Annotated in this window: 25 protein-coding genes, 1 tRNA gene and 1 pseudogene; 19 read left to right on the top strand and 8 right to left on the bottom strand. The window is 69.3% G+C overall.

The annotated features are described in order from the left end of the window. Positions 1 to 230: 230 nt before the first annotated feature. The 6 genes and pseudogenes from ACZ3ZD_RS23765 to ACZ3ZD_RS23740 form a co-directional block, all read left to right on the top strand. On the top strand, positions 231 to 416 hold the full coding sequence (locus tag ACZ3ZD_RS23765) for a DUF5958 family protein (protein WP_467400663.1): 186 nt from the start codon (positions 231 to 233) through the stop codon (positions 414 to 416). Further along, on the top strand, positions 389 to 544 hold the full coding sequence (locus ACZ3ZD_RS23760) for a DUF5958 family protein (protein WP_467400662.1): 156 nt from the start codon (positions 389 to 391) through the stop codon (positions 542 to 544). The genes ACZ3ZD_RS23765 and ACZ3ZD_RS23760 overlap by 28 nt, the downstream gene beginning before the upstream one ends. A gap of 318 nt (positions 545 to 862) precedes the next feature. Continuing rightward, positions 863 to 1,384, top strand: coding sequence for a methyltransferase domain-containing protein (locus ACZ3ZD_RS23755; RefSeq protein ID WP_467400661.1), 522 nt, complete (start codon positions 863 to 865; stop codon positions 1,382 to 1,384). Between the two features lie 8 nt (positions 1,385 to 1,392). After that, entirely contained in the window at positions 1,393 to 1,536 is a 144-nt protein-coding gene (locus ACZ3ZD_RS23750; protein ID WP_467400658.1) for a hypothetical protein, read from the top strand. 13 nt (positions 1,537 to 1,549) lie between these two features. Further along, complete coding sequence (locus ACZ3ZD_RS23745; protein ID WP_467400656.1) at positions 1,550 to 1,975, top strand: hypothetical protein; 426 nt, start codon at positions 1,550 to 1,552, stop codon at positions 1,973 to 1,975. Positions 1,976 to 2,063: 88 nt separating this feature from the next. Then, a pseudogene (locus tag ACZ3ZD_RS23740) lies at positions 2,064 to 2,490 on the top strand (hypothetical protein); the annotation flags it as partial. Here the strand turns inward: ACZ3ZD_RS23740 and ACZ3ZD_RS23735 are convergent. After that, entirely contained in the window at positions 2,473 to 3,942 is a 1,470-nt protein-coding gene (locus ACZ3ZD_RS23735; RefSeq protein WP_467400652.1) for a glycosyltransferase family 39 protein, read from the bottom strand. The pseudogene ACZ3ZD_RS23740 and the gene ACZ3ZD_RS23735 overlap by 18 nt on opposite strands. Positions 3,943 to 4,490: 548 nt before the next feature. On the opposite strand from ACZ3ZD_RS23735, the gene ACZ3ZD_RS23730 reads away from it, so the two are divergent. From ACZ3ZD_RS23730 to ACZ3ZD_RS23720, 3 genes are all read left to right on the top strand, one after another. After that, positions 4,491 to 4,823 carry a hypothetical protein gene (locus ACZ3ZD_RS23730; protein WP_467400649.1) on the top strand — a complete coding sequence of 111 codons (333 nt, stop codon included), beginning with the start codon at positions 4,491 to 4,493 and terminating at the stop codon, positions 4,821 to 4,823. A 73-nt stretch (positions 4,824 to 4,896) separates the two neighbouring features. Continuing rightward, complete coding sequence (locus ACZ3ZD_RS23725) at positions 4,897 to 5,643, top strand: ABC transporter ATP-binding protein (protein ID WP_467400646.1); 747 nt, start codon at positions 4,897 to 4,899, stop codon at positions 5,641 to 5,643. Then, the gene (locus ACZ3ZD_RS23720; RefSeq protein WP_467400644.1) at positions 5,640 to 6,908 is read left to right on the top strand and encodes a hypothetical protein; all 1,269 of its coding nucleotides are present in this window, start codon (positions 5,640 to 5,642) and stop codon (positions 6,906 to 6,908) included. The genes ACZ3ZD_RS23725 and ACZ3ZD_RS23720 overlap by 4 nt, the downstream gene beginning before the upstream one ends. Before the next feature lie 1,214 nt (positions 6,909 to 8,122). Here ACZ3ZD_RS23720 and ACZ3ZD_RS23715 read toward each other — a convergent pair. Further along, the gene (locus ACZ3ZD_RS23715; protein ID WP_467400640.1) at positions 8,123 to 8,257 is read right to left on the bottom strand and encodes a hypothetical protein; all 135 of its coding nucleotides are present in this window, start codon (positions 8,255 to 8,257) and stop codon (positions 8,123 to 8,125) included. A 1,095-nt stretch (positions 8,258 to 9,352) separates the two neighbouring features. Here ACZ3ZD_RS23715 and ACZ3ZD_RS23710 point away from each other — a divergent pair. After that, complete coding sequence (locus ACZ3ZD_RS23710) at positions 9,353 to 9,553, top strand: helix-turn-helix domain-containing protein (RefSeq protein WP_467400638.1); 201 nt, start codon at positions 9,353 to 9,355, stop codon at positions 9,551 to 9,553. A 4-nt stretch (positions 9,554 to 9,557) separates the two neighbouring features. Beyond that, entirely contained in the window at positions 9,558 to 10,691 is a 1,134-nt protein-coding gene (locus ACZ3ZD_RS23705) for a tyrosine-type recombinase/integrase (RefSeq protein ID WP_467400856.1), read from the top strand. An 83-nt stretch (positions 10,692 to 10,774) separates the two neighbouring features. On the opposite strand, the gene ACZ3ZD_RS23700 is transcribed toward ACZ3ZD_RS23705, so the two are convergent. The 3 genes from ACZ3ZD_RS23700 to ACZ3ZD_RS23690 all read right to left on the bottom strand — a co-directional run bounded on the left by ACZ3ZD_RS23700 (position 10,775) and on the right by ACZ3ZD_RS23690 (position 12,949). Continuing rightward, positions 10,775 to 10,948, bottom strand: coding sequence for a hypothetical protein (locus ACZ3ZD_RS23700; protein WP_467400635.1), 174 nt, complete (start codon positions 10,946 to 10,948; stop codon positions 10,775 to 10,777). A 472-nt stretch (positions 10,949 to 11,420) separates the two neighbouring features. Beyond that, positions 11,421 to 11,496 (bottom strand) — tRNA-Arg (locus ACZ3ZD_RS23695). 172 nt (positions 11,497 to 11,668) lie between these two features. After that, positions 11,669 to 12,949: a M6 family metalloprotease domain-containing protein gene (locus tag ACZ3ZD_RS23690; RefSeq protein WP_467400632.1), complete on the bottom strand. Its 1,281-nt coding sequence runs from the start codon at positions 12,947 to 12,949 to the stop codon at positions 11,669 to 11,671. Between the two features lie 450 nt (positions 12,950 to 13,399). Between ACZ3ZD_RS23690 and ACZ3ZD_RS23685 the strand changes: the two genes are divergently transcribed. Continuing rightward, entirely contained in the window at positions 13,400 to 14,047 is a 648-nt protein-coding gene (locus tag ACZ3ZD_RS23685) for a TetR/AcrR family transcriptional regulator (protein WP_467400630.1), read from the top strand. 233 nt (positions 14,048 to 14,280) lie between these two features. After that, positions 14,281 to 15,819, top strand: a complete 1,539-nt coding sequence (locus ACZ3ZD_RS23680; RefSeq protein WP_467400627.1) for an MFS transporter — start codon at positions 14,281 to 14,283, stop codon at positions 15,817 to 15,819. Positions 15,820 to 15,849: 30 nt separating this feature from the next. Here the strand turns inward: ACZ3ZD_RS23680 and ACZ3ZD_RS23675 are convergent, their stop codons facing one another. Further along, positions 15,850 to 16,362: a MarR family winged helix-turn-helix transcriptional regulator gene (locus tag ACZ3ZD_RS23675; RefSeq protein ID WP_467400625.1), complete on the bottom strand. Its 513-nt coding sequence runs from the start codon at positions 16,360 to 16,362 to the stop codon at positions 15,850 to 15,852. 154 nt (positions 16,363 to 16,516) lie between these two features. On the opposite strand from ACZ3ZD_RS23675, the gene ACZ3ZD_RS23670 reads away from it, so the two are divergent. Then, positions 16,517 to 17,308 carry a dioxygenase family protein gene (locus ACZ3ZD_RS23670; protein WP_467400621.1) on the top strand — a complete coding sequence of 264 codons (792 nt, stop codon included), beginning with the start codon at positions 16,517 to 16,519 and terminating at the stop codon, positions 17,306 to 17,308. 40 nt (positions 17,309 to 17,348) lie between these two features. Here the strand turns inward: ACZ3ZD_RS23670 and ACZ3ZD_RS23665 are convergent, their stop codons facing one another. Further along, positions 17,349 to 17,867 (bottom strand): GNAT family N-acetyltransferase, encoded by a 519-nt coding sequence (locus ACZ3ZD_RS23665; protein ID WP_467400617.1) that lies wholly within the window; start codon positions 17,865 to 17,867, stop codon positions 17,349 to 17,351. A gap of 215 nt (positions 17,868 to 18,082) precedes the next feature. Here ACZ3ZD_RS23665 and ACZ3ZD_RS23660 point away from each other — a divergent pair, with 215 nt between their 5' ends. Together ACZ3ZD_RS23660 and ACZ3ZD_RS23655 are read left to right on the top strand one after the other, a co-directional pair. Beyond that, positions 18,083 to 19,075, top strand: a complete 993-nt coding sequence (locus ACZ3ZD_RS23660; protein WP_467400615.1) for a sigma-70 family RNA polymerase sigma factor — start codon at positions 18,083 to 18,085, stop codon at positions 19,073 to 19,075. Positions 19,076 to 19,579: 504 nt separating this feature from the next. Beyond that, on the top strand, positions 19,580 to 20,206 hold the full coding sequence (locus ACZ3ZD_RS23655; protein ID WP_467400852.1) for a TetR/AcrR family transcriptional regulator: 627 nt from the start codon (positions 19,580 to 19,582) through the stop codon (positions 20,204 to 20,206). 88 nt (positions 20,207 to 20,294) lie between these two features. Here ACZ3ZD_RS23655 and ACZ3ZD_RS23650 read toward each other — a convergent pair whose 3' ends face one another. Then, positions 20,295 to 21,260, bottom strand: a complete 966-nt coding sequence (locus ACZ3ZD_RS23650; RefSeq protein WP_467400612.1) for a helix-turn-helix transcriptional regulator — start codon at positions 21,258 to 21,260, stop codon at positions 20,295 to 20,297. Between the two features lie 62 nt (positions 21,261 to 21,322). Between ACZ3ZD_RS23650 and ACZ3ZD_RS23645 the strand changes: the two genes are divergently transcribed. From ACZ3ZD_RS23645 to pfkB, 3 genes are all read left to right on the top strand, one after another. Then, the gene (locus tag ACZ3ZD_RS23645; RefSeq protein ID WP_467400610.1) at positions 21,323 to 22,831 is read left to right on the top strand and encodes an MFS transporter; all 1,509 of its coding nucleotides are present in this window, start codon (positions 21,323 to 21,325) and stop codon (positions 22,829 to 22,831) included. Between the two features lie 242 nt (positions 22,832 to 23,073). Beyond that, positions 23,074 to 23,835, top strand: a complete 762-nt coding sequence (locus ACZ3ZD_RS23640) for a DeoR/GlpR family DNA-binding transcription regulator (RefSeq protein ID WP_467400607.1) — start codon at positions 23,074 to 23,076, stop codon at positions 23,833 to 23,835. Next, on the top strand, positions 23,832 to 24,779 hold the full coding sequence (gene pfkB / locus ACZ3ZD_RS23635; RefSeq protein WP_467400604.1) for a 1-phosphofructokinase: 948 nt from the start codon (positions 23,832 to 23,834) through the stop codon (positions 24,777 to 24,779). Before ACZ3ZD_RS23640 ends, pfkB begins: the two co-directional genes overlap by 4 nt. Positions 24,780 to 24,920 lie beyond the last annotated feature (141 nt).

Below are 24,920 nucleotides of genomic sequence, written 5' to 3'. Positions count from 1 at the left end.
ACAGGCGCGGTCACGCGGTTTGGAGGGCCGACGCGGCCCCCCGATCGTGCGGCAGCCCCGTCCGGCCTCGCGCCAACGTGTCCGCTCCACGCTGCGGGCCGCGCTGAACGGATGCGACGGGGCAGCCTGTTGCTTGCGTCAGATGGCTGTGCCATCTGGGCGCGGGAAACCGTGTCCTCCATGCGTCGCCGTGCGCGTACTGTCGGTCTGGACCGTGGGGGTGGAAGCCTGTGCTGTACGCACACGAGGTGATCCTGAACGAACTCGCACAGGGACTCAGACCTGTGGACGAGGGCGTCGAGTGGTTCGAGGGTCTCTCAGAAGGTGACCAACGCAAGGTCCTGCACGCACTGGTGCTCTTCTGCGGGCAGGCCCGTGGCGCTTCGGAATGGAAGCACTTCCGGCTTACGAACTGACCAAGTCGTTCCGCCTACTCGTCGCCCTCTTCAGCATCGCTGACACCCGCAGGCGGGCGCTGCACTGCGCCGATGGATGTAGTCACGCGTGGCACAACCTGCCGGATCCGCCACGGGACGCAACCTGAGATGTCCTCTTGCCGGGGATTGGCGCGAACTGGGCTTTCGCAGCTCAGGGGCGGTGCGTGCTCCTGGTGATTGTCGTTGGTCGGCATTGGCCGCTGTCGAGGGACCTCGGACGGCCCAGAGTCGGCCCAACCGAAGGCCCTCGGACTTCGTCGTCTCGCGTTGTCAGTGGGGGTGGATACGGTGCACCCGCCAACGAGGGCCACACCCTGGGGGAGGGGCCTTGGGAGCCAAGACGGCCTTTCTGGTGTACGCCGACGGCGACGTACCGGGGGCTGCTGCGAGAAGCGGGCCCAGCGGACCTCGCACGCACGGCCCGCATGATGCAACTGCTCTACCCGGGCTGGGAGGTAGAGGAGAGCGAGAGCTCGACCATCAAGTACGACGCCGACGGCACATCGATCTCCTGCGCTTCCCAGCCGGGTGTAGTCGCCCTCATGCTGGCCCAGCTCGACGCCCAGCCCGGCGATCGCATCCTCGAACTCGGCGCCGGAACCGGCTGCAACGCCGCTCTGCTAGCCCACCTGGTCGGCGAGAGCGGACATGTGACCACCCTCGACGTCGACGACGACCTCGTCGAGGGCGCCCGTGCCCACCTCGCCGCCGCCGGCATCACCAACGTCAAGGCAGCGACCCGCGACGGGGCCCTCGGCTACGCCGAAGGAGCACCGTACGACCGGATCACCGCCACCGTCGGCGCGCACGGCGTACCGCACGCCCGGCTGCAGCAGCTCGCCCCCGGCGGCCGGCTTCTCGTCCCCAGCGCCTCAAAGGCACTGTCGCCCGATCCATCGCCTACGAGCAGCGCGACGGCCGATGGGTGTCCCTGGGCAGCGAGATGAACACCTTCATGCCTCTCCGCCGTGGCATTGCCGACGACGACCGCCGCGTCATCCCGCTCAGCGCGGACGGCACCGTACGACTCCAGGCCCCTGCAGGGCAGAACATCGACGCCGACGCCCTCACCGGCGTCCCTGGGTCAGCCGCGCACTGAGGAGTGGACCGGCATGACGGTCCGCGCCATGGAGTCGCCGGAGTGGATGGAGCTGTTCGTTTCCTGCTCGCTTCCCTCCGGCCTGATCCGGATGCTGTTCCCCCAGAGCGCCAAGGGCACTCTGCTCACCGAGGATCCCTACCCCTCGTCAACCGCGGCCGTCGGCAAAGGCGCCGTCACCTACCTGGCGCGGCGCCTGTCGGAGAAGAAGACCCCCGAGGGCGGCAAGCTCTGGGAGTTCGGCGTCATCGGCCACGGCTCCGGCAGCGACGAGCTGGCCGCCAAGGTCGCCGACGCCATCGGCACCTGGGACCGGGAGTACCGCGGCTGCGAGGCGACGTTCGAGATCCTGCCCCTCGACGCCCCCGCCATCGAGCGGCGCCCCGGCCTCTTCGCTCTCGACACCCCGCTGAATCGCATCGTCGTCGACTGGCAGTGACGCCCCACGTGTAGCGGACGGTGCCCGTCGGCGTCCGGCTGGCGGGCACCGTCGTCTCCGTAGCTCTCACTCAACGCCCGGGGGACCCATGAATCCGCACGGAGCCACAGCCCAACGCTTCCCACTCGTCGCCCGCTTCCGACCCCCCTGCCTGCCCCTGCCCGAGCGCGTGCGCGGCCTCGTCGTCGGCCTTGCCCGCCTGCAGATCCGCGCCGGCCACGCGGATGAGGGACGACATCGACTGCTCGAACCTCCATACGGCGGTCGAGGCAGGCACCGCCGCCCAGCTCGAGGATGTCGCCGTACCGGCGGACCTCACGGCGGCCGATGAGGACCGCCACGAGGTCCGCAGGTGGCTGTGGCGCGTGCTCCTCGCCGACGGCACACGCACCCTCACCACCACGGGGCGTTGGGCCGAGGCCCTGACGCACATCGAAGCTCACGGCGGCGTAGGCAAACGGATGCTCGACGGGCGCCAAGTCGCCGCACTCGCCGCTCTAACTGCGGGTGACACAGTGGAGTTGGCTCAGCCGTTCGTATACCGTCACCCTCCGTCCGCGTACCTGTCGGTCCGCGACCCGAGTGAAGCAGTCCTTGAGCACTTGCTTCTTCACCTTGTCCCGCGTCGCCGACACCGGCTTGGCCACGGCCGCCGCGTCCGTGACCAGCAGTATTCTCCGCTGAGTGAGCATCGCGGCACGGATCCGCCCGGGGCTGGTCTCCACGCCCTTGAGGGTCCCGGACTTCCTCGCGTCCTCAGCCAGCGCTATGTCCCGCAGACCGGTGAAGGCGCGGGGGGAGACCAAAGCCGTGTCGCGCCGGGCCGCCGGCACGAAGAGAACCGCATCGCCGGCCTGCTTGAATCGCCGCACGTCCGACGCTATCGCCAAGACGTCGTCCACCCGGCTCGCTGGGGACCGCTTGGCCAGTGACTGGGGCAGCAGGGCAACCACCGCCACGCCGAGCGTCAGAGGCAGTATCCACATCGAGGCTCGTGGGAAGCGCGGCCCTGCTGCCCGGATGCCGGCATCCAGTCCCGCACCGATCAACAGAGCCAGACCCAGAAGGCTGAAAAGGACGTACCGATCCAGGAACAGCGGCTGGAACAGAGAGATGCCGATCAGTCCGACCTGCGGTACCGCCAGGAGCGGCAGCCCGACGGCCGCCGCTGACAACCGTTGTGCCGTTGGTCGGTCCAGACACGCACCGAGACCGCCGATCGCCAGCAGGACGGCCGGGCCGATCACCATGTGCCAAGTCAGCGGTGGTATCCAGGAGACCTGGTCGGACTGGCGTCGACTGAAAAGGATTAGCGGCAGCACACACACCGACGCCACCACCGAGGCCGACAGCCATCGTGCCCACGTTCCGCATCTGGCCCGCGCCCAGAACAGAGTCACTGCGTGGGCGGGAAGAATGAACAGCGACAGCCAGTTCAGTAGCCCGCACAGCAGAACCGTGCCGCCATAAGCGACCCAGTGCAGCGACGTGCCGCGCCCCTGGAGTGAAGCCACCAAGAGCAGTGTCGACGTCGCGGCCGCGGCTGCGACCAGGGCGTAAGGGCGGCCCTCCTGAAGGTAGAACTGCACGGACGGAAGCAGCCCGAACGCCAGTCCACCGCCCAGACCCGCCCAGGGACTGACCAGCCGGCGGCCGATGACCGCCACGCATGCCGCCGCCACCGCCATGCCCACCACCGACGGGAGCCGCAGGGTCGTGGTACTGGGCCCGAAGCATGCAAATAGTTCGTGCATCAGCAGGTAGTAGAGCCCGTGCACCACATCGACGTTTGCCAACATGTGCCAGATCTCGGCAATGGGCCGTTCCGACACTTGCCACGTCGCGGCCTCGTCTCGCCAGACGCTGTGCTGCCGGGACAACCCCCACAGACCGAGCGCGAGCGTCCACAGCATCGGCAGCAACCAGACGGGCAGGCGACGCCGGAGATTGGCTATGTGGGGGGTCATAAATGTTTGGCCTTGGGGTAGCGGCGAAGAGCCAGGTCAACGGTGCAGGCGCAGGAACGGAAGCCTCGGGCCGATGCCGTGCGTGCTGGGCACCCGATAGACGCGAAGTTCGCACGTGGAAATTCCAGTGCATGACTCGCGCCGGTCGGGAGGCTACCAGTAACTGACGTGCGAGAAATTCGGCCAATGGGTTCAGGCCACCCGGAGTCGAAAATCCCCTTTGCTTTCTGTTGTCCGCATATGCGTCCATGGGTGCCGCGCCAAACGGTGTCCCATGCGGCGATCAGGCCTATGGCGGCGCGAAAGCGAGGGTATGGCGCCAAAAGGGCCACCGCAGAAAAAGGCCGACAGGCAAGTGACTTGGATCACATGGCCGGGAATTGTGTAACCACTGGCCAGATTTATGCGTCACCATGATCACGACAACGGCATGCCGGAGGGGGCAGGCGTCATGTCGGAACTCGGCATGGAAGGCGTCACGGCAGGGGTTTGAGCCGAAGGTCGCTCTGCAGTCCCCTCTGGTGAATCCTGATGAGAAGAGTTATGAAATGACCAGAGGTATAGTCAACCGCACTCTTGCCGCAAAGATTGCGCTGACCGTCGTGCTCGGCGCCGGTGCCGGCCTGGCGGTGGCGCCGATGGCCTCGGCCACCAATGGAAACACCGTGCACAACTGTCGCGGCCAGTACTTCACGACGTCGTGGCAGCAGGCCTGCACGACCGCCGGTGCCGGCACGACGGGGCAGTACATCTCGACGGCCGCCTGCGACTACGAGGGTGACCCCTCCATGAACATCTGGCGCTACCAGGGCGACCGCGCGGTCGTGCCGGGCAGCGACTGCACGTTCAAGGTGACCTACGTGGACACCGTGTTCCGGTAAATCGCTGATTAATTCGTGACGTCGTGGGTTCGGTGACTCGCCGAACCCACAGCGTCATGAGAGAGAGTGCATCATGAGCCTTCGACTCGCTGACGTCTATCAGGGCTATAGTGGGACCCCGGTGCTCCACGGCATCAATCTCGATCTCGGCGCAGGAATAACCGGATTGTTGGGGCCGAACGGAGCCGGCAAGTCGACACTGCTGCGTACCATGGCCACTGTTGTTCCGCCGCGCAGCGGTGCGGTCGAGATCTCTGGCGTTCGCGTCGAAGCCGAACGTTCCGCGCGTCAAGTGCGCAGCCGGATCGGCTACCTACCGCAGGATTTCGGGCACGACCCTGGCATGAGGGTCCTGGAATTCGTGGAGTACGCCGCTTGGCTCAGAGGTGTCCCGGCTCGGCAGCAGCGCGATTCGGTGATGCGGGCCTTGGAGCAGGTTGACCTCGCGAGTCATATTCGCACCAAGATGGGAAAGCTGTCGGGCGGGCAGCGGCGCAGAGCTGGAATCGCTTGGGCTGTGGTCGGCGACCCGGACGTGATCCTGCTCGACGAACCGACGGTCGGCCTCGACCCTCGACAGCGTATTCAGTTTCGCGGCATCATCAAGAACTTCTCCCACGCAACGGTCGTGCTGAGTACTCATTTGACGGACGACATCGAGGCTGTGTGTGATCGCGTAGTCGTTTTGAATGGCGGAACAATCACTTTCGACGACACCGTTCCTGCCCTCGCCGCGCTGGGGCATGATGGCCTGCCGGGCGAGTCGGCCTTGGAGCGTGCATACATGCACCTCCTGCCTCAGGAGGAGCGAAACCTGTGAAACCGCTGATCCGGCACCTGCGCTTCTCGGGTCTTTTGTGGTGGATAGTCCCCCTTGCGCTGCTCGATGTAGCGACACTCTTTCTGCGTACCACATACTGGATCGGGATCTGGCCCGAAGCTGGTGCGGCTGCCCAGGTGCCCGCCTCTCTGCTGGGAATCGCGGCCTGCGGGGCTTCGGCGTGGATGTCGGGCGCCCGGTCCAGGAACGGGCTGGACGATCAACTGGCTGCAACCGGCAAGCCGTCTGCCCTCATAGACCTGTACCGCCTGAGCGCCGTCGTCACCGCCTTCGTTTTCCCTTACCTGTGCGGGGTCGCAGCCGCCTGGTCGGTCACGTGGCCTACGGACCCACCGGGTATTTCCATGTTCTTCGGGTACGCGCTTATGGGTGCCTGTGTGATCGTTTTGTCATGCAGTTGGGGTTGGCTTCTGGGTAAGCTACTCACGGGGCGTTTCGCAGCCATAGCTTCCGTCTTGACGTGGATCATCGTAACCATGGCGTTTCGGTCGGCAACCAGCATCTCCGTCATGAGTGGCCCTCCGTGGAAGGAAGTGGATCTCCCGGCCCTGGTGCTGCGCTTCGGTGCTGTGGCGGCATTCTCTTGTGCCATGCTTTTTCTTCCATCGCGCATATCGCTGCGTAAACTGCCGTCTCGCGTGGCATCTCTGGCGAGCATTGCGGCAGGAATAGCAGTCGTTCTCGCAATCTCTGGAGTGCCGGCCGTCGTCGACCGTGCGGCACCTGAAAGCCTGCCGTGTACGTCTGGCGCCATGAAAATGTGTTACTGGCCGGAGCATGAGAAGTACCTGGGCCTGATGCACAAGATCGACGCCAGGGCGGCCACCCTCCCGGAGGGATTCTCTCTTCCGGATCGTGTGTACGAGTACGGCACGCGAGAAGAGGTTTTCCACATCAATGGAGAGACCCACCGGCAGGCTACTGGGGACTTCACCATCATGGAAGGGAATAGATGGTCTTTGGCGTCCAGCATCTCGAGCGTGATCGCCGGCAAGACGTTTTCTTCCTGTGATTGGCAGGCGGCTGCCGCGAAACATGACTCCACTGCCGACGCGGTCGGACACTGGGTCGAGATCTACTTGGCCGGTGGTGGAGATCCCGACTACCGGCTCGAGGGTGCAACTCCAGAATACGTCAAAGCGAGTGAAGAGAGCGCAGCCGAAGCAAAGACCCACTCGAAAGAAGAGCAGTTCGCGTGGGTCCACAAGAAGATGGAAGACTTCCGTGCGCGGTACTGCAGGTAAAAATCACGAGCGTGCGCTTCTAAAGTGGACTCACTCGCTACCGGGCTTCTACGGGCCCCGGCGTCCTGTGCTCACCTTGGCGATTGCACTTGCGCTTGGGATCGTCACTGCCCTGGTCGGGCATCAGAGCTCTCCGATCCCTACCGCAGATGTGCGCGTAGCGCCTCCTGCCGCTTGGCGTATTCTGCTGCTTGGGCCGGCAGTGCTCCCGGTTCTGGCGCTCTACAGTCCGCTGGCCAGCCTGGAGTCCGTATCCACAGAACAGTTTCACAGGGTACGTGCGAGGTTTCTCGTCGTCATGGCGTCGCTGTGCTCCGGGATATTCCTCGCTGCATCCGCCGTCGTACTGCCGCCTTCTCTCGTGGAGCATGTCGCTCGCTCCATCCCGGGTTGGACCGGCATCGCTCTGATATCTGGATGCACGCTCGGTTGGCGGCTAGCTTGGGTTTTGCCCGTGTGTCTGCTGTGTCCAATGCTGTATTGGGGGACCCCTGACCCTCACGGACAGTACCCCTGGTGGGAGTTCACCACCCGTCCGACTGGCGATGTCTGTGCGCTCGTCCTCAATGGTGCGCTTCTCGGGGTGGGTGTCTTTCTCTCTTATCTGACGCCTTGGCGGCTCCAGACGCTGAGGAACAAGTTCAGGGATTAGCCCGATCTTTCGCGCGCCCAGCAGACTGGCGGTCTTGATGATGTAAGTGCGTTGTGGCAAAGGGAGTCCCTGTTCGATGAGCAGGGACTCCTTCGTGTGCGGGGCATGATCGCGGTGGGGTAGGAGCAGGCGGCGAGCGGCTTGTTGTTGATGCTCATGCGCTTCATCACGCGGGGGTGTGGGGTGGTGACGTGCCTGATGAGCCGCTGACCTCCTGGCTGCGGGCGGAGGGGCCCTCGCGGATGGTCTGTTCTCGGTCGCTCGCCGCTACGGGTCGACTGTGGCCTGTCACTGCTGGTAGCTGAAGTTGCTGGTGCGGATGTGAGCCGTCGGTTGTTCTGACAATACGGGGAGGGTGTTGTGCTTCCGAGCGATGGCGGGTCGACGTCGGGCACGTCGTCGTGGGCGTCCGGCCTGTTCGACGTGGCACGCGAAGCCGTCGCCGATGTGGCCACGGAACTGTCGTCATTCACCACCTTTCAGAAGCGCGTCGACGCTCTGATCCACGAGAGGGCTCGCAGGCAGGTCCGGGCAAGATCGGGCAGGAGCAGTTCGCACGCCATCAGTTCGGCGGCGGGGCCGGTTCGTGGGCGGAGGCGGCCGGGCTGTTCAGCACGTACGAGACGGTGATCAGCGAGCTGGAAACGCTGTCGAAGCTGCTGTCGGACTCCATGGAGGGCATGGGCATCGCGGTCATGGCCTCACACAAGGGCTATCAGAACGTCGACCTGGACGTCCGTGACCGCATGGCGGCAATCAGCGCGGAGACGACGAAGAACTACGGCGGCAGTTACGACCCTGAGGGGCCGAGCAAGGCGCACGGCGGCGGGAACGGGACGCAGACCGGGCAGCCGTCGACGCCGGCGCCGGCGGGGGCTCCGTATCGCAGACGTCACTGGTCCTCCACAACGAGGAGGAATGCCAGCCCAACGAGTAGGAATGCCAGCCGGTCCAGAAGAGCCGGGGCGGGGGGCGATTCCCGGACGGCCCACCTTGGCGCCAGGCGGGGAAGTCCCGACGCCGATTCCCGGACGCATGCCCAGCGGCGGCGGCAACGGCATTGTCGGGGGCCGTCCGACCGTGCCTTCTACCGGCCGGCCGACAGGGGCCATCCCCCGCGGAACGGTGGTGGGTACGGAGGGCCCGACCGCCCGCGGCCCTGTGGGGCGTCCTACGACAGGCACCGGTGGTCCTGTGCCCCAGCCGGTTGGTCGCGCGGCTGGGGTCCCCGGTGGTCACACCGCCTCGCCCTACGGAAGAGTCGTCGGCGGCAGCACGCAGGAGTCGTCTCGGGGGTCCCTGAGCTCGGGAGCTCCCATGCGAGGGGGCGTCTCTGGTGGTGCGCCCACCCCCAAGCGGTCAGGTGGCACCTGCGCCAACGCGACTCCGCGGGAGACCTCATCAGCATCTCCCAACCAGCCGCGCAGCACCGCAGCCACGCCTGGCGGCCGCCAATCCAAGGAGCAGCGGAATCGGAAGGACGACCGCCGTTCCGGTCGTCCGACCTCCGAGTGACCGCCCGCGAACAGCGAAGGAAAGTCATGCTCTTCAAGAGGACCCGAACCGGAAAGTCCGCTACCTCCGCTACCGGGCACCGAAAACGCCGCCTGACCAGCAACAACGGGGTAGCGGCAAGCACCACCGCTAGCCGCTACCCCGCTGCTCCCCATCCGCTACCGCTACTCCTTCCCGCTACCCTGAACAGGGTGCTGACCTGCGCGGTAGCGGCGGTAGCGGAAGTAGCGGACTTCCCAGGGGGCCGAGGACGCCCCCTCATTGCAGGAGGTTCGTCGTGCGCACCGCCATGCCCGCAGCCCCCGAAGCTCTCACGGTTCCCGAAGTGATGACCGCCCTGCGGCTGAGCCGCAGCAAGGTCTACGACCTCATCCGATCCCGTCAGTTGGCGAGCTTCACCGTCGGGCGTGCGCGACGCATCGCCCCCGACAGCCTGCGCGCCTTCATCCAGGCACAGATCGAGGAGAACGCAGCCTGATGGCATCCCGAAAGAGAACGGCGCCGGCAGCATCTGGCAGCGCAAGGACGGGCGTTACGAGGCCCGTGTCTACGTCCCCCAGCCCGATGGCACGCGCAAGCGCAAGACTGTGTACGGCAGCACCTGGGAGGAGTGCGACACCAAGCGGCAGGAGTTGGTGCGCCGCGACCGTCAGGGCATCCCGACGCCGACGCGGTCCGCGAAGCTCTCCGAGTGGTTGCCGTACCGGCTTAAGCACTACGTCGAGCCGCGCCGCAAACTCAGCACCTACGACAAGTACGAAACGCACGTGCGTCCTTATCTCGTACCGCTGTTGGGCACGAAGCGGCTGGAGTCGTTGAGCGTCGCTGACGTGCGGTGCTTCGTCACTCGAATGCAGAACGACAACACGGCCGCGACCGCCAAGGAAGCGCACCGGGTGCTGCGCACGGCACTCACGGCGGCGGTGCGGGAAGAACTGATCGCACGGATCGTCGCGTCGCTGGTTGAGCCACCGCGCGTGAAGCAGCGGAAAATTCGGCCGTGGACCTTGGAAGAGACGCTGTCATTCCTGGAAGCCGCACGCCGAGACTCGCTGTACGCGGCGTTCGTCCTCGCCGTGGCCATGGGCCTGCGCCGTGCCGAGTTGGTGGGCCTTCGCTGGTCCGACGTGGACCTCGACGACCGCGTCCTTCACGTCCGGCAGCAGACGCAGCGCCGTAGGGGCACTCTGTACGACGACGACCCCAAGAGCCGCCGCAGCCGGGTGGTGCCGATGCCGGCGCTGTGCATCGCGCCCCTGCGCTGGCATCGGCTGAGGCAGCGCGAGGCGTTCTCACGCACGGGCGTCGGCTGGTCGGAGACCGGCTACGTGTTCGCCACGAGGAACGGACGGCCGGTCGAGCCGCGGAACGTCTACCGGTCCTTCACTCGGGTGGCGGCCGATGCGGGACTGCGGGTAGTCCGGCTGCACGACGCGCGGCACGGCTGCGCGACGCTGCTGACAGCGGCTGGCGTCGCGCCACGGGTCATCATGGAGATTCTGGGGCACAGCCAGATCAGCATCACGATGGACGTGTACACGCACGTTGTGCACGACACCCAGCGGGAGGCGATCAGCCACATGGACCGGCTGCTCAAGCGTCGAATGCCGCTTTGAGACGTCGCTCGTACCTGGTCCGATAAGGCGCAGCCGCCCCCGCTATGACGGCGGGGACGGCTGTCCCGATGGCGCAGACCTCGTCACTCACGAAGGAGGTACTCAAGCGCCTTGATCCCAACAGTGAAGGCAACGACGGCCGCAGCTGCACCGGCGGCGGACGCGGCGTAGAAGGTGAAGTCGCCCACACGCGCGGCGAAGATCCCGGCAATGAGCCCAGCAACTCCGGCGGCGAGAGCCAGCAGTGTGAGGTGCATCGCTCGGTGAACCAGCCCGCGAGCAATCGCCTGCTGTGTACGGTGCATAGAAGGGTCCCGTCTCTGAGGAATGACTCGTGGCCCGAGAAGAGCCCGCCGGATGCCGTAGGAAGCCCGGCGGGCTCTCTGTCGAGGTAGCTGCATCTTGGCGAGCGGATGCCTGAAATTGCCAACGGAACCAGGGATTTGCGAGGTTACTCACCACTCGCAAGAACTAGGGCTTCCTGGCGCTTGAGCGCTTGTGACGCATGGTATGGATGCCGGGCGTCTCCGCTGTCAAGTGACAGTGGGTGCTTCGGTGGCTGGCGTGGGCGATCACGTGACCGTGCAGGGAGGTGCCCGCGGGGTCAGAGTGATGGGCGATGCGTGCTCGCTGAAGATCCGAACGTGCTCCGGACGGAGGCTGAGGCGACTGCCGTCAAAGACCGCCGTCAAAAGGCCCCGGACCATGATCGGTCCGGGGCCCTTTGCCTGGTGCCCCCGGCAGGATTCGAACCTGCGACACCCGCTTTAGGAGAGCGGTGCTCTATCCCCTGAGCTACGAAGGCGTACGTGGGCGTCCTGGTGGGCGCTCGGTCCACAGGGTACCGGATCAGGGTGGGGCGGGGTGGCGGGAAGGGGGCAGGTTGGGAAGGGGGGTGTGGCGGGAGGCGGTGGGGAGGGGCTGTGGGAGCTTCCTGCCCGGCTCGGTACGGCGTGGTCCCCTGGCTCCTCCCGCCCTCATCCCCGAGTGACCCGCACCCGGCAGTTGCCGTCCTCGTCCAGGCTCAGTACCTGTATCGCTATGCCGTGCCGGGGATCCTTGAAGGATTCCCCGGGGGTGAAGGGGGCGTCGGAGAGTTCGGCGTGGACGTTGGGGCTGCTGGTGCAGCCGCCGCTGTTGCGGTGGCTGTCATAGACGGTGACCGGGCCGCGGCCGGTGTCGACGGTGGCGTCGACCTTGTAGACGAGGAGGCCGGGGCGGCACACCGCCTCGTCGTTGCCGCCCTGTGCGCGGACCTCCAGGGCGTAGGTGCTGCGTGGGCTGATCGGGACCAGGACCAGCTTGCCGCCGCCGGCCTTGTACAGCGGTGTCAGGCTGTACTCGACGCTGCCCCGCCCCGCCGCGCAGCCGACCTGGCCGGCGTCCAGCCAGCCCAGCTTCCACTTGTGCCAGCCGAGCAGGTCGTTGTCGGCGCCCCAGTCCTCGCTCATGATGTCCCAGTGCCCGACCGCGCCCCCGCCGTCCTGGGTGTACAGGTCGGGCAGGCCGAAGGTGTGGCCGTTCTCGTGGGGGAGCACTCGGTAGCCGGTGCGGGAGTAGGAGCCGGAGCCGTCGTCCTGGCGGGAGTAGACGAACGAGGCGTTCGCTATGCGGACGCCGTCGGCGACCGGGGCGTCGTCGTTGCCGGCGAAGGTCACGGACAGCACGGTGTCCAGGGCGGACGGGCCGGCGTTCGGGGTGACGAGGACGTTCAGCAGGTCGTAGTCGCGGAAGTTCACCTTCGGGTCGGCGGCGGCCACCAGGTCCTGGACCAGGTTCCGGTAGCCGGGGTCGAAGGGGGCGCCGCGCTCTATGCCGTACGACCGGAAGGGTTTCGGCATGCGCAGCCAGGTGGTCACCGGGGTCTCGGGGCGGTAGTCGAGCCGGCCGTACGACGCGGTGCGGAACCACTCCTGGGTCTGCGGGAAGAACTCGTGGAAACGGTCCATCGCGGTGCCCTGACCGGGCGCGTCGGGGAAGTCGACCATCAGGGTCAGGGCGTGGACGGTGCCCGTGGAACGGGAGTAGCCGGGCGGGGTGGGCAGCCCCTCGGTCATCTGCACGTCCGGGCCGCCACGGATCAGGCAGGGTATGAGCGCGGAGGAACGGGCCGGACTGACGGGCCCCGCGGTGGTGAGCGCCGTAGGGTTCCCGGTCCCGGCCGAGGTGCTGACCGCGAGGGTCAGTGCGGTCACCACGGACAGGCCCGCGAACCGGCGCGGGCGTATGCGGCGGCGAGGCGGCGGCTGCGGCTGCATGCGGGACCTTTCGCGCCACGGCAGCCGCCGGTCTCCGGCTGCACCCTTGCGCTCACCCTGAGTCGGGGCCGCGGCGGGCGCGCGCTGGAGGAGACCGATCGTGGGAAAGCGGGGCCGCACCGGGGTGAATCCCGGCGGCGGCTGATTGTGACTCAGGTCACGGGAATCTTTTCGTCGGCGGGAAATAACCGGGGACGGTTTCCCCGTTTAGCCCTGTGTCCGAGCGAAACGGGGACCTGCTCCCCGGATCACCCTCGGCGTCGGCCGAGTGAGGCGGGGGGCCACCTTCACCTCGTAGCCCCCGGCCGGGTGAGACGGGGCCCACCGCGCTTCGTAACCCCCGGCCGGGTGGGACGGGGCGACCACCTCGCGTCGTAGCCCTGCCGAACCCGTGCCACCCCACCGACCACAAGCCGAACCCGCGTCGGCGACCGACCGAAGGAGTACACCGTGTCCGCCATCACCGCCCCCGCACCGCGCAAGGCGCCCCGGCCCCGCGCCGACGCCCTGCGCAACCGGGAGCGGATCGTCACCGCCGCCCGGGAGATGTTCGTCGAGCACGGCCCCGACGTGCCGCTGGACGAGATCGCCCGCCGGGCCGGTGTCGGCAACGCCACGGTGTACCGCAACTTCCCCGACCGCGACGCGCTCGTCCGCGAGGTCGTCTGCTCCGTCATGGACCGTACGGCCGAGGCGGCCGAGCTGGCCCTCGCGGAGACCGGGGACGCGTTCGCCGCTCTGGAGCACTTCGTGCACACCGCCGCCGACGAGCGGATCAGTGCGCTGTGCCCCATGGTGTCCAGCACCTTCGACAAGCACCACCCGGACCTGGAGGCCGCCAGCAAGCGCGTCGAGCAGCTCGTCGAGGGGGTCATGGGCCGGGCGAAGGCGGCCGGGCAGCTCCGCGCGGACGTCGGCGTCGGCGACCTGATGATCGTCGTCGCGCAGCTCAGTCGGCCCCCGGCCGGTACGGACTGCGTGCGCGGCGACCGCTTCGTCCACCGCCACCTTCAGCTGTTCCTCGACGGTCTGCGGGCCCCGGCCCGCTCCGCCCTGCCGGGACGGGCCGTCAGCCTCAGGGAGCTGCGCGCGTGCTGACCGATTAGTTCCGCTCCCGCCCCGAGTCCACTCTTCGACACCACTCTTCCGGTACGGCGGCCCCCCGGCCGCCGCGCCCTTCTTCGTCCGCCCTCCCGCTGCCTCTCCGCCGTCCTTCCGTCGTTCTTCGCTCTCCCGCCTTACTCCGTTTTCTCGGCATTTTTCACTGCACGACCAGCCGCATGACCAGCCGTACGACCATTCGAGTTCCAAGTCCCGAAGTGGGTATCTCCATGTCCGAAACAGCCCTCAAGGCTCCTGGCGTCACCGCCCCGAGCGGTGACGCCAACCGCTGGAAAGCGCTCGTCTTCATCGCGCTCGCCCAGCTGATGGTCGTCCTCGACGCCACCATCGTGAACATCGCCCTGCCCTCCGCCCAGACCGACCTCGGCATATCCGACGGCAACCGGCAGTGGGTCGTCACGGCCTACGCCCTCGCCTTCGGCGGTCTGCTGCTCTTCGGCGGCCGGATCGCCGACCTGTGGGGCCGCAAGCGCGCCTTCGTGCTCGGTCTGGGCGGCTTCGCCGCCGCCTCCGCGCTCGGCGGTGCCGCCACCACGGGCGCGATGATGTTCGGTGCCCGCGCCCTCCAGGGCGTCTTCGGCGCGCTGCTCGCCCCGGCCGCGCTGTCCCTGCTCGCGGTGATGTTCACCGACGCCAGGGAGCGCGCCAAGGCGTTCGGCATCTACGGCGCGATCGCGGGCGGCGGCGGCGCCGTCGGCCTGATCCTCGGCGGCTTCCTGACCGAGTACCTGAACTGGCGCTGGACCTTCTTCGTGAACGTCCCGTTCGCCGTGGTCGCCGCGGCCGGCGCCTACTTCGTCATCCGCGAGCCGGAGGGCGGCCGCAACCGCAACCCGCTCGACATCCCCGGCGTCCTGCTGTCCACCCTCGGCCTGGTCGCGCTCGTGTACGGCTTCACCCGCGCCGAGTCCGACGGCTGGGGCGACACGGTGACCGTGTCGATGTTCGTCGCCTCCGTGGTGCTGCTGGTCGCGTTCGCGATCGTGGAGTCCAAGGTCAGGACCCCGCTGCTGCCGCTGCGCGTGGTGACCGACCGCAACCGCGGCGGCATCTACCTCTCGCTGGGCCTGGCGATCATCGGCATGTTCGGCCTGTTCCTCTTCCTGACCTACTACCTCCAGGTCGTCAAGGGCTACTCGCCGGTCAAGACCGGCTTCGCCTTCCTGCCGATGGTGGCCGGCATGATCACCGGCTCCACCCAGATCGGCACCCGGCTGATGACCCGGGTCCCGGCGCGCCTGCTGATGGGCCCCGGCTTCCTGGTCGCCGGCCTCGGCATGCTGCTGCTGACCCAGCTGGAGATCGACTCCTCGTACGGCGCCCTGCTGCTGCCCGCGATGGTGCTGCTCGGCCTCGGCATGGGTACGGCGTTCATGCCGGCGATGTCCCTGGCCACCCAGGGCGTCGAGCCCCGGGACGCCGGTGTCGCCTCCGCGATGGTCAACACCTCGCAGCAGGTGGGCGGCGCGATCGGCACCGCCCTGCTGAACACCATCGCCGCCTCGGCGACCACCTCGTACATCAAGGACCACATCGCCGGTGCCACCGCCAGGCCGCAGCAGCAGCTGGTGCAGCTCCAGGGCATGGTGCACGGCTACACCGCCGCGATCTGGTTCGCCGTCGGCATCCTGGCGGCCGCCGCCGTGATCGCCTTCACCTTCGTCAACGCCGGCCGTCCTGGTTCCACTCCGGTGGCCTCGGGCGAGGGCGTCGAGGACGAGGTGCCGGTGCCGGTGGTGGCCCACTGACGGGCGTGCGGCGGACGGACGTACGGTGACTTAGCGGAGCCAGGGAAGGTCCGCACCCGCTTCGTTGGGCTGGAGGCCCTCGGCGACGATCTCCATGATCTCGCCGAGGGCCTTCTGCTGTTCGGGGCTGAGCCGCTCGAACAGCGCCTGCCGTACGGCGGTCACATGGCCGGGCGCGGTGCGCCGGAGAACCTCGTAGCCCTCGTCGGTCAGTACGGCGAACTGGCCGCGCTTGTCGGAGGCGCAGTCCTCGCGGCGCACCCAGCCGTTCTTCTCCAGCCGGGCGATCGCGTGCGAGAGCCGGGAGCGGGTGATCTTCGCCCGCATCGCCAGCTCGGTCATCCGCAGCCGGCGGCGGGGCGCCTCGGCGAGGCCGACGAGGAGGCCGTAGTAGATGTGCGGCATGCCCGCATCGCGCTGGAGCTGCCGGTCGAGGTGGTCCTCCAGGAGGGTGGTGGCGTGCAGGTAGGCGCGCCAGACGCGCTGTTCCTCGTCGGTGAGCCAGCGGTGCCGTGCGGCGGCGGGGTCCGGTGCGGTGTTCATGGGGTCCACTGTACGAGCCGTCTCCTTGAAACTTGAACAAGTCGGGCGTATGGTGTCGGTGAGAGCTTGAGAGTTAAAGCACCTCGCTCCGCAGCAGTAAGGCCGTAGCCGGTCCTCGGCCGTCACAGCGTCTGGATCATCGGGAGTCGCCGCCATGTCCGCCACCACCCAGGAGCGCATGCCCGCCCTGTACCTCAGCCATGGTGCGCCGCCGCTCGCCGACGACCCCGTCTGGCCCGGCCAGCTCGCCGCCTGGTCGGCCGGCCTGCCCCGCCCCCGGGCGATCCTCATGGTCTCCGCCCACTGGGAGGAGGCCCCGCTCGCCCTCGGCGCGGTCGAGACCGTCCCGCTCGTCTACGACTTCTGGGGGTTCCCCGAGCACTACTACCAGGTCCGCTACCCCGCCCCCGGCGCGCCGGCGCTCGCCGAGGCCGTGCGCAAGCTGCTGCGCGCCCCCGGCATCCCGGTCCAGGACATTCCCGACCGGGGCCTCGACCACGGCGCGTACGTCCCCCTGGTCGAGATGTTCCCGGCCGCCGACATCCCCGTCCTGCAGATCTCCATGCCCACCCTCGACCCGGTACGCCTGATGGACATCGGCCGCAAGCTCGCCCCCCTGCGCGACGAGGGCGTGCTGATCGTCGGCTCCGGCTTCTTCACCCACAACCTCGCCGCCCTGCGTCATGCCGGCCGGGGCGTGCCGACCTGGTCCTCCGAGTTCGACGACTGGGGCCGGCGCGCCCTGGAGGCCCGCGACTGGGACGCCCTGCTCGACTTCCTGGACAAGGCCCCGGCAGGCCGGTACGCCCATCCGCGCACCGAACACTTCGCCCCGCTCTTCGTCACCATGGGCGCGGCGGAGGCCGGCGGCGAGCTGGACGCCCAGAAGTCGGTGATCGACGGGTTCTGGATGGGCATGGCGAAGCGGTCCGTGCAGTTCGGATGAGGCGCGGGGGGCGTTCGCCGTCCTGCCCGCCGCCCGCCGCCTACAGCGGTTTCTCGTACCAGGCCACGTCCCAGTAGCGGCCGAACTTGCGGCCCACCTCGCGGTACGTGCCGACGTACCGGAAGCCGAAACGCGCGTGCAGCCGCTCGGACGCCTCGTTCGGCTGCGTGATGCCCGCGTAGGCGCGGTGTACGTCCTCCCCGGCCAGGGCGTCGAACAGGGCGCCGTAGAGCAGCGTGCCGATTCCGCGCCGGCCGGCGTCCGGGGCGACGTACACCGAGGTCTCCACGGAGGTCAGGTACGCCGGCTTCGGCCGGTGGGGGCCGGAGGTGGCGTACCCCAGAATCTCCTGTGAGTCCGCGTCCGTGGCAACCATCAGCCGGTGCGGGCCGTCTTCCGGGTGGGAGAGCAGCCAAGGACGGCGTTCTTCCGGGGAGAAGACCGCGGTGTCGAATGTGATGGCCGTCTCACGTACGTAGTGGTTGTAGAGCGCCGTGAGAGCGTCGAGGTCACCCTCGATTCCCGGCCTGACCTGCACCTCGGCATGTTCCGACGGCATCTCGCCTCCCTGTGCGGCGGAACAGGGTACTGCATGATCAGAAAAATCGGGGGGCGGGTTGGGAATTCTGTCCGGATTCCAGTCGTTGTTTCCCACGGATGCAGGGCACTCGGAGACTGTCTCGGAGCGAGTGAGATGAGTCCCCGGAGACGTTCTCCTCAGTGCCGGGCGTTCACCAGGACCACCCGCCAGCCCACCATCGCAAGGGAGCACGCATGGCAACCCGTGCCGTCGCCCGTCGCCAGTCCGCCACCGGCGAGACGGCCGCAAGCAGTGTTCGCGCTCATGGCGGCGAGATCGCAGACCGCGACCTGGTCGGCATGTACCTGGACGAGATCGCGCGTACGCCGCTGCTCGACGCCGCCAAGGAGGTCGAGCTGTCCCAGACCATCGAGGCGGGTGTGTTCGCGCAACAGGTCCTCGACGGCGAGGAGGAGTCCCGGTCGGACGCCACCCGCGAGGAGCTGGAGGCCCTGGTCGCCGCCGGTGAGCGCGCCAAGGACGTCTTCATCCGCTCCAACCTCCGCCTGGTCGTGGCGGTGGCCCGGCGCTACCCGCGCAGCGGGCTGCCCCTGCTCGACCTGATCCAGGAGGGCAACGCCGGCCTGGTGCGCGCCGTCGAGAAGTTCGACTACCGCAAGGGCTTCAAGTTCTCCACGTACGCCACCTGGTGGATCCGGCAGGCCATCACCCGCTCCATCGCCGACCAGTCCCGCACGATCCGGCTACCCGTCCACCTGGTGGAGGAGCTGGGCCGGATCCGGCGCGTGCAGCGCGAGTTCAACCGCGAGCACGGCCGCGACCCGGAGCCCGCGGAGATCGCCGCGGAGCTGGGTTCGACGCCGGAGCGCGTCGTCGACGTCCTCGACTGGGCCCGCGACCCGGTCTCGCTGAACATGTCGGTGGACGACGAGGGCGAGACCCAGTTCGGCGACCTGCTGGAGGACACCTCGGCGGTGAGCCCCGAGCAGTCCGTCCTGACCCTGCTGCGCAGCGAGGAACTGGACGACCTGATCGGCCGCCTGGACCAGCGCACGGCCTCCATCATCAAGATGCGGTACGGCATCGAGGACGGCCGCGAGCGCACCCTGACCGAGGTCGGCAAGGAGCACGGACTCACCCGTGAGCGGATCCGGCAGATCGAGAAGCACGCCCTGATGGAGCTGAAGAAGCTGGCCCGCACCACCGGGTTCGACGCGGCGGCGTGATCCAGGCCCCCGCGTGACGCGGGGGGGCCCGGGGTGGGGGCGTGACCATGAGGCGCCGACGCGTGATGCCCTGGGCGTACCCGGCGTACGGCGCACTGCCCGGCGCGCACCGGGGCGAAAGGCGGCGCAAACATGGCGTGGTCCCGTCGCTTCAACCCCCGGGGCCGCGGGAACAACCCTTCCGGGCCCCCTGGGCCCGGGTACCGCACTCCCCTCGCACACCGCACCCCCGGCCACGACCTGGCCGACCCCACGTGAACCACGTCCCGACGCACATCCCCCCCCGGCGCCGGGACTTTCCGAGCCGGGCTCCGGCGCCCACCCCCCCCGGGGCGCCGGAGTCCGGCCTCTTCCTGCGGGCCCCGGACAGTGGAAAGGTGGCCCACCCCGTACCTGAACCCCGGGGTGGGCCACCGGATGGCAGATTCTGCCACACGGGCATAGCCTGCCGACGTGAGCACCACCCCAGGCCCCGCCGACCAGCCGTTTTCCGCCTCCGCGCCGATGTCCCTCACGGAACGCCGGAAGGCCGAGACCCGGATGGACATCGCCCGGGCGGCGGCCGCCCTCTTCGTGCAGCGTGGCCTGCGGGCGACCCGCGCCGAGGACATCGCCCAGGCCGCGGGCATCGCACCGCGCACCTTCTACCGCTACTTCGCCGGCAAGGAAGAGGCGGTGTCCCCGCTCTACGCGGCCGGCGCCCGGCGCTGGATCGAGGCGGTCCGTACGGCCCCCGCCCACCTGTCGCTGCCGCAGGCCCTGGAACACGCCGTCCACCACACCCTCACCCCCGGCCTCGGCGTCTCGACCGCGTCCTGGGAATGGCTGCGCACCCTCGTCCGCCTGGCCGGCACCAGCCCGGCCCTGGGCAAGGTCTGGGCGGAGGTGTGCCAGGCGTCGGAGGGGGCGCTGGCGGAGATCCTGGCGGCGCGGGTGCCGGGCGGGGCGGCCGACGAGGCGGACCTCCGCTTCGCCGCGGCCGTGGCCGGCGCCGCCGTCCGCGTGGCCGTGGAGTCCTGGGCCACCACGACCACCCCGCCCACCGGCCCCGGCAGCCCGGCAGCCCTGGCCCTCCGGAATCTGCACGCCCTACAGGGCTTCGGGTGGGGCGGCGTGCAGGGCGGGGAGTAAGGGCGCGGGAGGAGCCGGCGCCCTGCCGTGCTCGGGTCCTCGCGAACACCTCGGGCGTGCCGGGCACCGCAGATCCGTCCCGCCCCCGCTAACTCCCCGCCGCCCTGGTCAACCGCGCACCCAACTCCCGCACCGAATCGGCCAGTTCCGCCGGGGCCCGGACCGAGAACTCGTACCCCGTCATCGCCAGTCGTACCGCCAGCCACTCCACCGGGTCGCCGGTGGTGCCGCGCAGGAGGCTGCCGCCCGTGCCGTCGTCCTCGGGGGTTCCGAGCCACTTCGGGGTCCGGGTGGCGACCTGTTCCGCCGGCGCGGCGAACCGCACCTCGAACGCGTACGTCTCCTGTCGGCGGTGGATCGACTGCCGCAGATACTCGGCCGCGCTCCCCGTCGGCAACTCCCGCGGCACGAAGCGGACTCCGGTCGCGAACGGCTCGCCCACCCGGTCCACCCGGAAGGTGCGCCAGTCGGCGCGGTCGAGGTCGTACGCGACCAGGTACCAGCGCCGCCCGGTCGACACCAGCCGGTGCGGCTCGGTCAGCCGCCGGGACGCGCTGCCGTCCTTGTCGCGGTAGGCGAACCGCAGCCGTTCGTGCCCCGCCACCGTCGACGCCATCACGGTCAGCGTCTCCGGCGCGATACTCGGACCGTCCCCGCTGGTCAGGGGCGTGGTCGCGGCCTGGAGCGTGGACACGCGGTGGCGCAGCCGGGACGGCAGCACCTGCTCCAGTTTGGCCAGCGCCCGTACGGACGCCTCCTCCACCCCTTCCACGGCGTGGCCCGCCCCGGCCCGCAGGCCCACCGCGATCGCCACGGCCTCCTCGTCGTCCAGTACCAGCGGCGGCATCGCCTTGCCCGCCACCAGCCGGTACCCGCCGTCCGCGCCCTTCGTCGCCTGGACCGGATAGCCCAGCTCCCGCAGCCGGTCGACGTCCCGCCGCACGGTGCGCCGGGACACCCCGAGCCGGCCGGCGAGTTCACCGCCGGGCCACTCGCGGGGCGTCTGGAGGAGGGAGAGGAGCTGGAGCAGCCGGGCTGGAGTGTCCGTCGTCATGGTGCCGAGCATGCCGCATCAATAGGACACGATCTGACCTAATGGCGTCCTACCTTTCTTCCATGACCCCGAACGACAGCACCCTCGCGTCCCCGGCGCCCGACCGCGCCCGCTGGCTGGCCCTGGCGATCGTCATGGCCGCGGCCTTCATGGACCTGGTGGACGTCACGATCGTCAACATCGCGATCCCGTCCATCCAGCGGACCGCCCACGCCTCGGTCGGCCAGATCCAGTGGATAACCGCCGGCTACGCCCTCGCCTTCGCCGCCGGCCTGATCACCGGCGGCCGACTCGGTGACATCCACGGCCGCAGGCGGCTGTTCCTCCTCGGCATCGGCGGCTTCACCCTCGCCTCCGCCCTGTGCGGCTTCGCCGCGAACCCGGAGATGCTGGTCGCCTCCCGCATCCTGCAGGGCGGCATGGCCGCGCTGATGGTGCCTCAGGTGCTGTCCATCGTGCACGCCACCTTCCCCGCCCACGAACGCGGCAAGGTCTTCGGTCTGTTCGGCGCGATCGTCGGCCTCGGCGCGGTCTCCGGCCCGCTGCTGGGCGCCCTGCTGACGGAGTGGAACCTGTTCGGCCTCGAATGGCGGCCAATCTTCCTCATCAACCTCCCCGTCGGTGTCCTCGCCTGGCTGCTCGGCCGTCGCTTCATCACCGAGTCGAAGGCCCCCAGGGCGATGAAGCTGGACCTCGCCGGCGTCGCCCTGGTGACGCTGGGCCTGCTGATGCTGCTCTACCCGCTCACCCGCGGCCGCGAGCTGGGCTGGCCGCTGTGGGGTCACCTCTGCATGGCCGGCTCCCTCGTCGTCTTCGCGGCACTGGTGTCGTACGAGAAACGGAAGGCGGCCAAGGACGGTTCCCCGCTCATCGAGTTGTCCCTCTTCCGTGTGAAGAGCTTCGCCGCGGGCATCGCCGTACAGATCGTCTTCGGCGTCGCACTCGGCATCTTCTTCCTGGTCTGGACGCTGTACATGCAGATCGGCCTGGGCTGGAGCCCGCTGCGGGCCGGGCTGACCGGGGTGCCGTTCTCGCTCGCGGTGTCCACGGCGGCCGGGCTGTCGGTGCAGCAGCTGGTCCCGCGCTTCGGCCGGAAGGTGCTGCAGGCGGGCGCGCTGCTGATGGCCGCCGGCGTGCTGCTCTACCTGGCGGAGTCCCGCCACTACGGCCTCGCCATCGCCTCCTGGCAGATGGCCCTGCCGCTGGTCGTGATGGGCGCCGGCATGGGTCTGATCGTGGCCCCGCTGACCGACGCGGTGCTCTCGGAGGTGCCGCGTGAGCACGCCGGTTCCGCGTCCGGGCTGATCAACACCGTGCAGCAGATGGGCAACGCGCTCGGGCTGGGGCTGGTCTCGGTGGTCTTCTTCGGGGAGATCGGCGACCGGCTCACCCTGGCGCAGGTCGGCCCGGCGTTCGTGCACGCCTTCCAGCACGCGCTGTGGTGGGTCGCCGGGATCATGGGCGTGATCTTCCTGCTGATGTCCGCCCTGCCGAAGCGTCCGGCCCAGCACGTGGAGGGTGCGGGGCAGGAGGAGCCGTCGGCGGCGCAGGAACCCGCGCTGGTCTCCTGACCCGGGGCGACGAGGGGCCCGGTACCGGTGCGGTACCGGGCCCTTCTGCTGCCCGGACACCGGGGAAGTCCGTTCCTGCCCGAGCCGGGCCCGAATCTGTTTACTTTCCGGAAATCCGGGCGTAGCCTGCCATTGAAACCACACGTTCGGGCATGGACTCAGAAGTGATCGGACATCGGGGATCGGTCGATCGGACATCGGGTCGGCCGTCCGACCGGCCATCGAGGCGGAGGCGAACGGACATGTACGCACCGGAGCGGCAGCAGGAGATCCTCCGGCTCGCCCGTGACGGCGGCCGGGTGGACGTGCTGTCGCTGGCCGAGGAGTTCCAGGTCACCGCGGAGACGATCCGCCGCGACCTGAAGGCCCTCGACCGCGCCGGTCTCGTCCGCCGGGTGCACGGCGGTGCCATTCCGGCCGGCCGCCTCGACTTCGAGCCGGACCTCACCGAACGCGAGTCCACCGCCGCGGACGAGAAGGACCGCATCGCCAAGGCGGCCCTCACCGAGCTGCCGGCCGAGGGCACGATGATCCTCGACGCCGGTACGACGGTCGCCGGCGTGGCCGGGGCCATCCCGCTGGAGGCGCGGCTCACCGTCGTCACGCACTCCCTGCCGATCGCCGCCCGCCTCGCCGACCACCCGGGCATCCAGCTCCACCTGGTCGGAGGGCGCGTGCGGCACCGTACGCGTGCCGCCGTGGACGCCTGGGCGCTGCGCGCGTACGGCGAGATCCGCGCCGACGTGCTGTTCGTCGCCGCCAACGGATTCTCCGCCGAGCACGGTCTGACCACCCCCGACCTCGCCGAGGCCGCGGTCAAGCGGGCCGCCGTCGCCGCCGCCCGCCGCGTGGTGCTGCTGGCCGACTCCTCCAAGCACGGCAAGGAGCACTTCGCCCGTTTCGGCGACCTGAGCGATGTGGACCTGCTGATCACCGACAGCGGGCTGAGCCCGGAAGACGCCGCCGCCATCGAGCGCGGAGGCACGGAAGTAGTGCGCGCATGATCCTCACCGTCACCCCCAACCCCTCCCTCGACCGCACCTACGAGGTACCCGCCCTGGAACGCGGCGAGGTCATCCGCGCCACCGGCGAGCGGATGGACCCCGGCGGCAAGGGTGTGAACGTCTCGCGGGCCGTCGCCGCCGCCGGCAGGCGCACGGTGGCCGTCCTGCCCCTGGGTGGTGCGCCGGGCGCGCTCGTCGCCGAGTTGCTCGACGCGCAGGGCATCGAGGTCGCGCCGGTCCCGGTGGCCGGTGCCACCCGCTCCAACATCGCGCTCGCGGAAGCCGACGGGGTGCTCACCAAGATCAACGCACCGGGCCCGCAGCTGTCGGAGGCCGAGCAGGAACTGCTCCTGGACACCGTCCGCTCGCACTCCGGCGACGCCGACTGGATCGCCTGCTGCGGCAGCCTGCCCCGGGGGCTCGCGCCCTCCTGGTACGCCGACGTCGTCACGCGGGCGCACGCCGGGGGTGCGCGCATCGCGCTGGACACCTCGGGGCGCGCGCTCCTGGAGGCGCTGCGCGCGCGGCCCGACGTGGTGAAGCCGAACGCCGAGGAGCTCGCGGAAGCCGTCGCGCGCCCCCTGGCGACCGTGGGCGACGCGTTCAAGGCGGCCGAGGAGGTGCGCGCGATGGGCGCGGGCGCCGTGCTCGCGAGCCTGGGCGCCGACGGCCAGCTCCTGGTCTCGGACACCGGCGCCTGGTTCGGCAGTGCGCGGGTGTCCGCCGTCCGCAGCAACGTCGGCGCCGGCGACGCCTCGCTGGCCGGCTTCCTCATCGCCGGCGGCACCGGCTCCGAGGCGCTCGCCTCCGCCGTGGCCCACGGCGCCGCCGCCGTGCAGCTTCCCGGCAGCGTGATGCCGACCCCGGCCGACCTGGATCCGGCGGCGGTGACCGTCACGGCCGACATCCCCCTGGACCGCGAACTGACGGAGCCGGTGCCATGACCTCGATCGCGTGCAGCTGCGCCCGCCCCGGCTTCCGCCGGCTGGGCGGTCGTACCGGTTCCGCCCAGCCGGACGCGCCCGCCCGGCCGGCCCGTGAGCGGCGAGCCTCCCCGTTACTCGCCGCCCCGGGGCGGTACGGCC

This window comes from Streptomyces sp. NPDC023481, from assembly GCF_055560195.1.
Note: the sequence above shows the minus strand (reverse complement) of the source record. Positions and strands in the feature narration are given on the sequence as shown.